10 protein-coding genes and 1 tRNA gene are annotated in these 11,861 nt (G+C 70.4%); 4 read left to right on the forward strand and 7 right to left on the reverse strand.

Going from position 1 to position 11,861, the window contains the following annotated elements; all coding sequences use genetic code 11:
• Both ACHFGS_RS02130 and ACHFGS_RS02135 read left to right on the forward strand, forming a co-directional pair.
• Window positions 1-1,641: helicase HerA-like domain-containing protein (locus ACHFGS_RS02130; protein ID WP_394289094.1), on the forward strand; the 1,641-nt coding region annotated here is incomplete at its 5' end.
• 213 nt (window positions 1,642-1,854) lie between these two features.
• Window positions 1,855-3,414 carry an SDR family oxidoreductase gene (locus ACHFGS_RS02135; RefSeq protein ID WP_394279869.1) on the forward strand — a complete coding sequence of 520 codons (1,560 nt, stop codon included), beginning with the start codon at window positions 1,855-1,857 and terminating at the stop codon, window positions 3,412-3,414.
• Window positions 3,415-3,417: 3 nt separating this feature from the next.
• Here the strand turns inward: ACHFGS_RS02135 and cydC are convergent, their stop codons facing one another.
• The 5 genes from cydC to ACHFGS_RS02160 all read right to left on the reverse strand — a co-directional run bounded on the left by cydC (window position 3,418) and on the right by ACHFGS_RS02160 (window position 9,962).
• Window positions 3,418-5,103, reverse strand: coding sequence for a thiol reductant ABC exporter subunit CydC (cydC, locus tag ACHFGS_RS02140; RefSeq protein WP_394279868.1), 1,686 nt, complete (start codon window positions 5,101-5,103; stop codon window positions 3,418-3,420).
• A complete protein-coding gene (gene cydD / locus ACHFGS_RS02145) occupies window positions 5,100-6,731 on the reverse strand; it encodes a thiol reductant ABC exporter subunit CydD (protein WP_394279867.1) in 1,632 nt (543 codons plus the stop codon). Before cydD ends, cydC begins: the two co-directional genes overlap by 4 nt.
• Window positions 6,732-6,752: 21 nt before the next feature.
• Window positions 6,753-7,784, reverse strand: coding sequence for a cytochrome d ubiquinol oxidase subunit II (cydB, locus tag ACHFGS_RS02150; RefSeq protein WP_394279866.1), 1,032 nt, complete (start codon window positions 7,782-7,784; stop codon window positions 6,753-6,755).
• Window positions 7,785-7,793: 9 nt separating this feature from the next.
• A complete protein-coding gene (locus ACHFGS_RS02155; protein ID WP_394279865.1) occupies window positions 7,794-9,221 on the reverse strand; it encodes a cytochrome ubiquinol oxidase subunit I in 1,428 nt (475 codons plus the stop codon).
• Between the two features lie 111 nt (window positions 9,222-9,332).
• Window positions 9,333-9,962 (reverse strand): helix-turn-helix transcriptional regulator, encoded by a 630-nt coding sequence (locus ACHFGS_RS02160; protein WP_394279864.1) that lies wholly within the window; start codon window positions 9,960-9,962, stop codon window positions 9,333-9,335.
• Between the two features lie 70 nt (window positions 9,963-10,032).
• Here ACHFGS_RS02160 and ACHFGS_RS02165 point away from each other — a divergent pair, with 70 nt between their 5' ends.
• On the forward strand, window positions 10,033-10,530 hold the full coding sequence (locus tag ACHFGS_RS02165; RefSeq protein WP_394279863.1) for a DUF427 domain-containing protein: 498 nt from the start codon (window positions 10,033-10,035) through the stop codon (window positions 10,528-10,530).
• Between the two features lie 218 nt (window positions 10,531-10,748).
• Here the strand turns inward: ACHFGS_RS02165 and ACHFGS_RS02170 are convergent, their stop codons facing one another.
• Together ACHFGS_RS02170 and ACHFGS_RS02175 are read right to left on the reverse strand one after the other, a co-directional pair.
• A complete protein-coding gene (locus ACHFGS_RS02170; RefSeq protein ID WP_394279862.1) occupies window positions 10,749-11,093 on the reverse strand; it encodes a hypothetical protein in 345 nt (114 codons plus the stop codon).
• Window positions 11,094-11,401: 308 nt separating this feature from the next.
• Window positions 11,402-11,474, reverse strand: a tRNA-Lys gene (locus ACHFGS_RS02175).
• Between the two features lie 256 nt (window positions 11,475-11,730).
• Here ACHFGS_RS02175 and ACHFGS_RS02180 point away from each other — a divergent pair.
• Window positions 11,731-11,861, forward strand: a 131-nt coding sequence (locus ACHFGS_RS02180; RefSeq protein WP_394289095.1) for a cytochrome ubiquinol oxidase subunit I, incomplete at its 3' end; no start/stop codon positions are given.

Here is an 11,861-nt window from a genome sequence, read left to right on the forward strand (position 1 = left end):
GGCTCCGAGACCTCCGGCCCCCTCGAGGCAGACGAGATCGCCCGCATCGTCAGCGGCTACACGTTCGAGGCGGAGACGCTCGACCTCGGCGCCCTCGTCAACGGCGACCCGGTGCCGGAGGCGCAGATCCGCATCCCACTCGCGATGACCAACCGTCACGGCCTGGTCGCCGGGGCCACCGGCACCGGGAAGACCCGCACCCTGCAGGGTCTCGCCGAGCAGCTCGCCGCGAAGGGCGTGCCGGTGTTCGCCGCCGACATCAAAGGCGACCTCACCGGCGTCGCGACGCCGGGGGAGTCGAACGAGAAGCTCCTCGCCCGCACCCGCGCGATCGGGCAGGAGTGGGAGCCCGCGGCATCCGTCACGGAGTATTTCGCCCTCGGTGGCATCGGCACCGGCGTGCCGGTGCGCGCGACCGTCAGCGGATTCGGGCCGCTGCTGCTGAGCAAGGTCCTCGGGCTCAACGAGACGCAGGAGTCGAGCCTCGGGCTGGTCTTCCACTACGCCGACGAGCACGGGCTCGCGCTCGTCGACCTCTCCGACCTGCGCGCCGTGCTCACCTATCTCACGAGCGATGAGGGCAAGGCCGAGCTGAAGCAGCTGGGCGGCCTGTCGTCGGCGACGGCCGGCGTGATCCTCCGTGAGCTCATCACCTTCGCCGACGACGGCGCCGACGTCTTCTTCGGCGAGCCTGAGTTCGACGTGAAGGACTTCCTCCGCACCGCTCCCGACGGCCGCGGCGTCATCTCGCTGCTCGAGGTGCCCGGCGTCATCGACAAACCCGCCCTGTTCTCCACCTTCCTGATGTACCTGCTCGCCGAGCTGTTCGAGACCCTCCCCGAGGTGGGAGACCTCGACAAGCCGAAGCTGGTGTTCTTCTTCGACGAGGCACACCTGCTGTTCAAGGACGCCTCTCGCGCCTTCGTCGACGCGATCGTGCAGACGGTGCGGCTCATCCGGTCGAAGGGTGTCGGCGTCTTCTTCGTGACGCAGACCCCGAAGGACGTGCCCGCCGATGTGCTCGGGCAGCTCGGCTCGCGCATCCAGCACGCCCTGCGCGCGTTCACCCCCGACGACGCGAAGGCCCTGCGGGCGACCGTCGGCACCTACCCCACCTCCGGCTACGACCTGGAGCGCACGCTCCAGGAGCTCGGCACGGGCGAGGCGATCGTCACCGTGATGAGCGAGAAGGGCGCCCCGACGCCGGTCGCGTGGACGCGCATGCGCGCGCCGCAGGGGCTCATGTCGCCGACACCCGCGCCGGCGGTCGCCGCCGCGGTGACGGCTTCGCCCCTGCTCGCCCGGTACGGCACCGCGATCGACCGGGAGTCCGCCCGCGAGATCCTCACGGCGAAGATGGCGGCCGCGGATGCCGCGGAGAAGGCCGCCGCCGACGCCGCGCAGCGCGCGAAGGACGAGGCCGAGTACGCGAAGCAGAAGGCTGCGATCGACAAGGCCCAGGAGAAGGCCGAGCGCGACGCGCAGCGCGAGTACGACCGGCTGCTGAAGAAGACCGGCGGCTCGACCCGGACGACGCGGAAGGCGGAGAAGAGCCCGCTCGAGCAGGTTCTCGGCTCCAAGACCACGCAGACGATCATCAGCAGCGTGATCCGCGGGGTCTTCGGCAACGGCCGGCGCTGACGCGCGGAGCACACGCGCGGACCGCACACGCGGAAGAGGCGCCCCGGGTGGGACGGACCCTGTTGAGAGGTGCGCATCCGTGCGCGGTAGGGGAACGGTCGATGAGATGCACTTTCCCGCCGTGGTCCTGACAACGCCCGGGGACCTATACGCCCTCCGCGGGCCTGCGGCAAGCGGGTGCGGATGCCGTGACTCCCCGCCTATCGTGGCGCCATGAGCGACCACCACGACTCCTCCGCAGGCACGACGCTCTCGGCTCCGACGGGACGCGAACCCGCCCTCGTCGCGCAGGCCCGGCCCGACGGTTCGGCGCCGCGCGCCCTCGTCCTCGGCGGCACCGGGTACATCGGCGGCCGGCTCGTGCCGCGCTTGCTCGCGGCGGGCTATCGGGTGCGCGTGCTCGCCCGGACTCCCGACCGGCTGGGGGCGTTCAGCTGGGGCGATCAGGTCGAGGTGACCGAGGGTTCTGCCGACGATCCCGAGGCGATGGCCGCCGCGGTGGACGACATCGACGTGCTCTACTACCTCATCCACTCGATGGGTGGGGGCAAGGATTTCGAGGACAAGGACCGCCGGGCGGCGGAGACCGTCGCAGAGGCAGCCGCCGCGGCATCCGTCTCGCGCATCGTGTACCTCGGCGGGCTGCACCCGAACGGAACGGAGCTCAGCCCGCACCTGCGTTCGCGGGTCGAGGTGGGGGAGGTGCTGCTGCACAGCGGCGTGCCGACGCTCGTGCTGCAGGCGGGCGTCGTCATCGGGTCGGGGTCGGCGTCGTTCGAGATGATCCGGCATCTCACCGAGGTGCTCCCGTACATGCCGGCGCCCCGGTGGGTGCGCAACCGCATCCAGCCGATAGCGGTCCGCGACGTGCTCCACTACCTGCTCGCGGCGGCTCGCGTCGATGCCGAGGTGAACCGCGCCGTCGACATCGGTGGGCCGGACGTGCTGCGATACGGGCAGATGATGAACGGCTACGCGGTCGAGGCGGGCCTGCGCCAGCGGCCGATCGCGGCGCTGCCGGTGTTCACGCCCGGCCTCGCCTCGCACTGGGTGAATCTCGTCACCCCGGTGCCCCGCGCGATCGCCCGGCCGCTCATCGCGTCGCTGCAGAACGAGTGCATCATGGACGATCACGCCGTCGACGAGCTGCTGCCGCGCCCGGAGGGCGGGCTGACCGGATACCGCGAGGCGGTGCGGTTGGCGCTCCGCCGCGTCGAGGCCGACACGGTCGAGACGAGCTGGCAGGACGCGGAGCTGTCGGCGGCTCCCAGCGATCCGCTGCCGAGCGACCCCGACTGGGCGGGCCGCACCGTCTTCACCGACGTGCAGACGGCGTGGACCCCCGCCCCGCCGGAGAGGCTCTGGAAGATCATCGAGGGCATCGGCGGCGAGAACGGCTGGTATTCGTCGCCGTTCCTCTGGGCCGTGCGCGGGTGGATGGACCGTCTGGTGGGCGGCGTCGGACTGCAGCGCGGGCGACGGAGCCGAGGCCGGGTGGCTGCGGGGGATGCGATCGACTTCTGGCGCGTCGAGGCCGTCGAGCACGGACGCTTCCTGCGTCTGCGCGCCGAGATGAAGGTCCCCGGGCTCGCGTGGCTCGAGCTCGAAGCGGAGCCCGAGGGTGAAGGGTCGCGCTATCGGCAGCGGGCGGTGTTCTTCCCGAAGGGGCTCGCGGGGCGGCTGTACTGGTTCGCGGTGCTGCCGTTCCACGGCTTCATCTTCGCGGGCATGGCCAGCCGCATCACCGCCGCGGCGGCGGCTTCGGAGAGCTGACGCTCAGGCGGCGACCCCGCCGGAGAGCCGGCCGCCGATCAGTCGCACCGTTCGGTCGACGAGGCCCGCGGGAACGTCGACGTGCGAGATCACGATGACGGCGCGGTCATCGCCAACCGCAGACAGCAGGTCGGTGAGCAGGGCATCGGATGCCGCCGGGTCGACGCCCGCGGTCGGTTCGTCCAGCACGAGCACGGGGAAGCCCCGCAGCAGCGCCCGCGCGAGCGAGATGCGCTGCGCCTGACCGCCCGAGACGAGGGCGCCGCGCTCGCCGACCCGCGCGTCGAGCCCGCCGCGGGAGCGGAGCCACTCGCCGAGCCCCACCCGGTCGAGCACGGCTTCGAGCTCGGCGTCGGTCGCGGTGTCGCGGGCGAACAGCAGGTTCTGGCGGATGTCCTCGTCGAAGAGCATCGGGCTCTGCTCGCACAGACCCACGGTCCGTCGCACATCGTCGGCCGAGAGGTCCTGCACGGGCAGGCCGCCGATCGTGTAGGCGCCGTCGACCTCGAGGAACCGGACGAGCGCGTGCGCGAGGGTGCTCTTGCCCGACCCGCTCGGGCCGATGACGAGCACGCGCTCGCCGGGGGCGACGTCGAGGTCGATGTCGCGGAGCGTGGGGGCGGCGGCTCTCGGCCACGTGACCGACGCTCCGCGCAGGGACAGGCCGGAGCCGAGCGCCGGGGCGGTGCCGGTCGCGGCATCCGCTCGGGGGATCTCAGCGGGGATCTCTGAGGGCACGGCATCGGCGACACGCTGCGCGGCCGCGCGCACCTGACGCCACGCGGATGCCGCGGCGGGAACGGCCGCGAAGACCTCGAACACCGCCATCGGCACGAGGACGACGACCGCGAGCCCTGGGCCGCTCAGACCTGGGCCGCTCAAACCTGCGCCGATGCCGGGCGCGGCGACGAGGACGGCGAGGAGCGTCGCCACGCCGGCGAGGACGGACACGACCGCGGTCGTCGCGGACTGGGCGACGGCGCGGCGGGTGACGGCGGTGCGGAGGGCGGCGTCGGCGGTGTGGAGCCGGTCGCGGCTGGCGGCGTCGGCGTCGTAGGCGACGAGCACGTCGAAGCTGCCGAGGTGGTCGAGAACCGCGTCGGCGACCTGGGCGCGCAGCGGCGCGATGGCTCGCTCCGCGCGAGCGCCGGCGGCCCAGCCCCAGAGGGTGGCGGCGGCCGCGGCGACGAGCAGGCAGGCGAGGAGCGTCAGGGCTGCGGGCCACCACACGATCGCGACGAGGATGACCGACGCGACCGCCACCGTGAGCGACGACACCAGCGGAAGGACGACCCGCAGGGGCAGGTTCTGCAGCTCGTCGACGTCGTCGACGAGGGTGCTCAGCGCCGAGCCGCGCGAGGTCTCGCTGAGCCCGGCGGGAGCGTGCGGCACGAGCCGGCGGACGAGATCGGTGCGGGTCGCGGCGAGCTGGCGGAGGACGCCGTCGTGGCTCGCGAGCCGCTCGGTGTAGCGGAACACCGCGCGGCTCAATGCGAACGCGCGGACGCCGACCACGGCCATCGTGACGTACATGACGAGCGGCTGCTCGGAGGAGCGCACGATGAGCCACGCGCTGACGGCGAGAAGGGCGACGGCGGACGCTTCGGAGAGGAACCCGGAGGCGAGCGCGGGCCAGAAGCGGCGGGCCGGGGGGATGGCGGCGCGGAGCACCGCGGTGGGTGTGCTCATGCGGTCACCTCCACATCGGTCAGGCGCACGACGGTGTCGGCGATCGTGCGGGCGGAGGCGCGGTGGGAGACGAGCAGGATGAGGGCACCGTCGTCGGCGAGGCGGCGGAGCGCGACCCACAGTTCCGCCTCGGTGGCCGGATCGAGTGCGGCGGACGGCTCGTCGAGCGCGATCACCGGCGCGCGGCCGCGGAGGTGGCGCGCGATGGCGCGGGCGACCGCAACCCGCTGCGCCTGCCCGCCTGACAGACCCGCGCCCTGCACGCCGAGGTGGCGCTGCGGATCGATGTCGGCGGCGCCGGCCAGGCGGAGGGCTTCGGTCACGACGGACTCCAGCATCTCCGGGTCGCCGAGCGCGACGTTGGCGGCGACGGTGCCCGCCACGAGCCCGGGGGTCTGGCCCGCCCAGGCGAGCCACTGTCCCGGGCGGAGCGTCGTGGCATCCGTGCCGGAGATCGTGAGGGTGCCGGTGTGGTCGGCGGCGCCGCGGAGCGCCGCGAGCAGGCTCGACTTGCCGGACCCGCTGGGGCCCTCGAAGAGGACGATGTCGCCGGGAGCGGCGGTGAACGACACCGGCGGCAGGCCGCGCACCGAGAGACCCTCGACGGCGATCGGGCCGGCGGTGATGGTGTCGCCACCGTGGCGCACGGGCGCGGCGGTGTCGGCCGCCTCGATCACCGCGAATACGTCCCGCGTCGCGGCGACGCCTTCGCTGGAGGCGTGGAACTGCACGCCCACCTGGCGAAGCGGCAGGTAGGCCTCGGGGGCGAGGAGCAGGACGAACAGGCCCACCGCGAGGGGGAGCGAACCGTCGAGGAGCCGGAATCCGATCGACACCGCGACGATCGCGACCGAGATCGAGGCGAGGAATTCGAGGGCGAAGCCGGAGAGGAATGACACCCGCAGCACCCGCATCGTCTCGCGGCGGTAGGTGTCGGTGACCCGTTCGATCGAGTCGGCGGCGCGGTGCTGACGGCCGTAGACGGTGAGCGTCGACAGGCCCTGCACGGTGTCGCTGAAGCGGGTGGCCAGGCGGGCGAGCGTGTCCCACTGGCGGTTCTGGACGAAGCGGGTCGCCATGCCGATGAGCACCATGAACAGCGGTATGAGCGGGATCGTCAGGACGACGACGAGGCCCGACAGCCAGTCCGACCACCACATGATCGCGACGAGGATCGGCGTCGCGACGATCGTCTGGACGAGCTGCGGGAGGTACTTGCCGAAGTAGGCGTCGAGGGCCTCGAGGCCGCGGCCGGCGACGAGGGCGAGTCGGGCGGTGCTCTGCTGTGCGAGCCACGATGAGCCGAGCCGGTCGACCGCGTCGAGCAGCGACCGGCGCAGCTGCGACTCGACCCGCGCGGCGGCCTGGGCGGCGACGTGCTCGCGCAGCCACAGCAACACGCCGCGCGCCGCGACCACCCCGGCGAGGGAGATCAGCGTGCCGGTGATCTCCCGCCCCGCGATCGCGTCGACGATCGCCTGGGTCGTCAGCGCCGCGAACCCGACGATCGCGGCCGTCTGGCCGAGGCCGATGGCCGCGATCGCGACGAAGAAGGGGCGGGATGCCGCGGCGTACCGCAGCAGTCGGGGGTCGAGCGGAGGCTGTCGACCGTTCCCCTCGGAAGCCATGCGTCAATCCTCACATGCGCGTCAGTGGGTGACGGCGGCGGCCTTCTCGATGGTCGTGCGCATGACGCGCTTGCGGAAGACCCAGTACGTCCAGCCCTGGTACGCGAGTACCAGCGGCAGGAAGACGAGGGCCGCCCACGACATGATCGTCAGCGTGTAATCCGTGCTCGACGCGTTCTCGATCGTGAGCGAGTACGCCGGGTCGGTGGTCGAGGGCATGACGTACGGGAAGAGCGCCAACCACAGCGTGAGCACCGCGAACACGATGGTCGCGGCCCCGAGGGCGAACGCCCAGCCGTCGCGGGAGCGGAGGTTGGCGACCGCCGAGCTGAGCAGCGTGAGGGCGGCGATGACGCCGCAGGCGATGACCGCCCACAGCAGCGGCGCTTCGCGGCCCATCGCGATCGCGACGGTCCAGACGACGGTGCCGGCGGCGAAGATCACCGTGGGGATGGCGGCGCGCCGGGCGAGGGCGTGCGCGTCCTCCTTGACCTGCCCGTCGGTCTTGAGCCCGACGAAGTAGACACCGTGCAGGAAGAAGAGCAGCAGCGTGGTGACGCCCACCCACAGGCCGTACGGGTTCAGAAGGGTCAGGAGCGACCCGGTGAACTCCTTGTCGGCGTCGATGGGCACGCCCTGCACGATGTTGCCGACGGCGACGCCCCAGAGGAAGGCCGGCACGGCGGAGCCGATGACGATCATCCGGTCGAAGCCGCGCTTCCACGCCAGGCCTTCGCGCTGGTGCCGGTACTCGAAGGAGACGCCCCGGAGGATGAGGGCCAGCAGGATCAGCAGCAGCGGCAGGTAGAAGCCGCTGAAGAGGGTTGCATACCACTCCGGGAATGCAGCGAACAGGCAGGCGCCGGCGACGATGACCCACGTCTCGTTGAGGTCCCAGATCGGGCCGATGGTGTTGATGACCTGACGACGGGAGACGTCGTTCTTGCCGAGGAACGGCAGGCTCATGCCGACGCCGAAGTCGAACCCGTCGAGGACAAAGTATCCGACGAACAGGATGCCGACGATGAAGAACCAGAGGTAGGCGAGATCCATGGCGTGCTCCTAGTAGACCGTCGTCGGGGTCTGGTCGATGGGCTGGTCGCCCGAGAGTCGGTCCTCGTCGCCGGGCAGCGCCTGCGGCCCCGCCTGTGCGGCCTTGAGGATGAGGCGGAATTCGACCACCGCGAGGGCGGCGTAGACCGCGGTGAAGGCGACCAGCGAGATCAGCACCGTCCAGCCCGGGACGCTCGGGGAGACGCCGTCTTCCGTGAGCATGAGGCTGAAGACGATCCAGGGCTGGCGGCCCATCTCGGTGAAGATCCAGCCGACGAGGCTGCCGAGCAGGGGGAGCGGGGCCGACCAGATGGCGACGCGCCACATCCAGTCCTTCACGGGGGTCTTCGCGCTCTTGCGGGTGACCCAGAGGCCGGCGACGGAGATGAGGGTGGCGATGCCGCCGAAGCCCATCATCCAGCGGAACGACCAGTACGTGACCCAGATCTCGGGCATGTAGTCGACACCCGCGCCGAACATCGTCTCGTAGGTGGCCCGGAGGTCGTTGAGGCCTTCCACGCAGCCGTCGAAGGTGTGGGTGGACAGGAACGACAGCAGGTAGGGCACGCGCAGCGACCAGATCTCCTCGGTGCCGTCAGGGGTGCCGATGGAGAAGATCGAGAACGACGCCTCGGCGCCGCAGGCCGAATCCCAGAGCGCCTCGGCGGCCGCCATCTTCATGGGCTGGGTCTCGACCATGACGAGGCCGAGCTGGTCGCCGCTGATGGCGGTGCCGACGAACGAGATGATCATGAACCACGCGCCGTAGCGGAGGGCGGGGCGCATCGTGTCGACGTGCTGACCGCGGCGGAGGTGCCAGGCGGCGACGGCGATGATGACGGCTGCGGCGAACATGAACGCCGAGAAGATCGTGTGCGGAAACGCGGCGAGGGCGACGGGGTTCGTCAGCAGCGCGAAGAAGTCGACGAGCTCGGCACGGCCGGTCTCGGCGTTGTACTCGTACCCGACCGGGTTCTGCATGAACGCGTTGGCGGTGAGGATGAAGTAAGCCGACAGGATCGAGCCGACGGCCGTGAACCAGATGGTCATGAGGTGGATGCGGCGGGGGAGCTTGTCCCAGCCGAAGATCCACAGGCCGATGAAGGTGGCTTCGAAGAAGAAGGCCATGAGGCCTTCGAAGGCGAGCGGTGCTCCGAAGACGTCACCGGTGAAGCGGGAGTAGGACGACCAGTTCATGCCGAACTGGAACTCCTGCACGATGCCGGTGACCACGCCCATCGCGAAGTTGATGAGGAAGATCTTCCCGAACAGTCGGGTGAGGTGCAGCCACTTCACGTCGCCGGTGCGGTGCCAGATGGTCTGGAAGATCGCGACGGTCAGCGCCATGCCGAGGGTGAGCGGCACGAAGAGGTAGTGGTACAGGGTGGTCAGGCCGAACTGCCATCGCGCGAGGATGAGCGGATCCAAGAACTCCACGGGTGTCCTTCCAGAGTGATCCTCTGAGGGTACGATTCGCGGCGCGGCCGGCGCTCGCGTTCGGGCCGTGCAAAATACCCGCGCAGGCGAGGGGCGTGACGGAGGGGCGTGTCAGGCGGTGTCGGGGCGGCGGCGCATCAGCTGGATGACGCACTCGCGCGGGTCGCAGGAGGCTCGCATACCGTCGATGGCGAGCGGTCCGCCGGCTTCGCTGAGGGCGACCTGCATGATGCCGAGATGGACCTCGCACAGCGTCTGGCGGTGGCCGGCCTGCGATTCGGCGTGCGCGCACGGAGTGAGGTCGATCGTGAGCTCTTCTTCGTCGACGACCGGGTCGAATCCGCCGTCGAGGAGCTGTTCGACCACGGCATCCAGTTGGTGCTGGGCGTCGGGGTCGAGGTCGCCGACGGCTGTCTCGGGCATGACCCGGCGCATGAGGTCGCCGCGTTCGACGGCGGCTTCGACCTTGCGTCGGTGGAGTTCGCTCGAGACCTGGTCGCCGTCGACGGCGCGGTAGAAGACGCGCGGGCGGCCGCGCACGGTGCGCTTCTCGGTCTCGGTGGCGACGAAGCCGCGTTCGATGAGGCGCTGCAGGTGCTCGCGGACGGTGTTGGCGTGGAGGCCGGTGGCGGTGACGAGGTCGCCGACGGTCTGCTGCGGGTTCGTTTGCAGCAGATGGAGGATCTCCACGCGTGAGTAGCTGGAGATGGCGCTGTAGGCAGCGGGGCGCCCCGACGTCATGCCTCCATTATCCATCGGCGAGGCGTCTGGCGGGCGGCCGGATGCCGGGAATCGGCCGTACGCTGAGTCGATGCGGCATCCCGTTCCCGATCCCATCGGCCCCGGTCAGGAGAGCGTGTGGGAGTACCCACGTCCGCCCCGCGTGGAGTCCGTGGCGGGGCGAGTCACGATCACGTTGGGCGGTGAGGTGATCGTCGACACGGCGGATGTCGTGCGCGTGCTCGAGACCAGCCATCCACCGGTGTACTACCTGCCGATCGCCGACTTCGTTCCGGGAGCGTTGCGGGATGCCGCGGGCTCGTCATTCTGCGAGTTCAAGGGCGCTGCGCGCTACCTCGACGTGCGCGGTGGTGGGGTGGTGCGTGAGGGTGCGGCGTGGAACTATCCGCGGCCGGCTGCCGGGTTCGAGGAGCTGGCGGATCGGGTGGCGGTGTACCCGCAGGGCATGGACGAGTGCACGGTGCGCGGGGAGCGGGTCGAGCCCCAGCCGGGTCGGTTCTACGGCGGGTGGGTCACGTCGTGGGTCGTCGGGCCGTTCAAGGGGGCGCCGGGCAGCCAGGGTTGGTGAGTCGGGCGATCGGCGAGGCGATGGGCTGCACGATACATCTGCACGAAACATCTGCACGAAACATCTGCACGAGGGCTGGTGCAGGAGTGGCCTCGCGGGCCCCGACAGATGACACCAGCACCACCGGTCGTGCATGTGTATCAGTGCACGCGGTAGTCAGCGCCGAGCGCAGCCAGTGACCGGGCACAGCCAACGCCCGGTTCAGCGAGCAGCCGGTTTCAGCGCCGCTGCAGCCGCGCCATGTGCTCCTCGGACTTCATCTCGATGAAGTCGCACAGCGCCGCGGCCATCTCGAGCTCGGCGGCCATCGAGTGGACCTGCGAGCTGTCCATTGCGGCCTCGTGTTCGCGGGGCTCGAAGTGGATCCGCCAGCGGTCGCCGGGGCTGTCGTTCGGCTGGAGGTACGTGGTCGTCGTTCCGCCTGCGACCGGGAAGACGATCAGGCCCGTGTCTTCGCCGTCAGAACCGTCCTGCGGGATCACCCGCACCAGCGATCCGAGAGCGTGGGTTTGAGTGAACTCGTCGAGCCAGGACTGCAGGGTGGCGCGGCTGCGATAGGGCATCTGCGTCAACGTCTTTCTCGTGCGAAATCTCACGCGGAGCGGGTTGCATCGCTCTGCTGAGACTAACACCGCCAGGGGCCGGGGAGCCTACTCCGCAGTGGCCTCCACGCGCGTTGCCGAGGTCGCGGCCCAGCTCGCGAGCATCCGCAGCGCGTCGGCGGACGTCTATTCGGGGGGGGCTCATCCGGGCTTCGTTCGCGAGCACCAGAGAGCCTCCCGCGCATCGGTGAAGGTGTGAACCGTACGGCAGGGAGGCGCCAGCATCCCAACTCTCCCGGAAAACAGGGGTGGGCGCGCTACTCGAGAGGTGGGCCCCGTGGGGCTCGAACCCACGACCTATGGATTAAAAGTCCACAGCTCTACCAACTGAGCTAGAGGCCCTCATCGCACGCGACGACGTGCAAAAGCCTACCGCCCCGCCCCGCGCGGCGAAAAACGGGCCCCCGTCATGCCACGGATCACGCCGAACGCGAGCTTCCACCCCCGCCGGGCACCGCACCATCCCGTCGTCAAGCGCGCATTTGCGCACTTCGATTACCCCCTCCCCTATTTTCGCCGGGAACCAACGGCCGCCACCGGACGACTGCCAATACAGGGGGCCTTCCACCCCACTCGGGTCTCGCGCTTAGGAGAGTTCATGGACGTCGTGGACGTGTCACGGTGGCAGTTCGGCATCACCACCGTCTACCACTTCATTTTCGTGCCGCTGACCATCGGTTTGGCGCCGATGGTCGCGCTGATGCAGACGATGTGGCAGACGACGGGGAA

The organism is Microbacterium sp., assembly GCF_043427715.1.
In the GTDB taxonomy this organism is placed as follows: Bacteria; Actinomycetota; Actinomycetes; order Actinomycetales; family Microbacteriaceae; genus Microbacterium.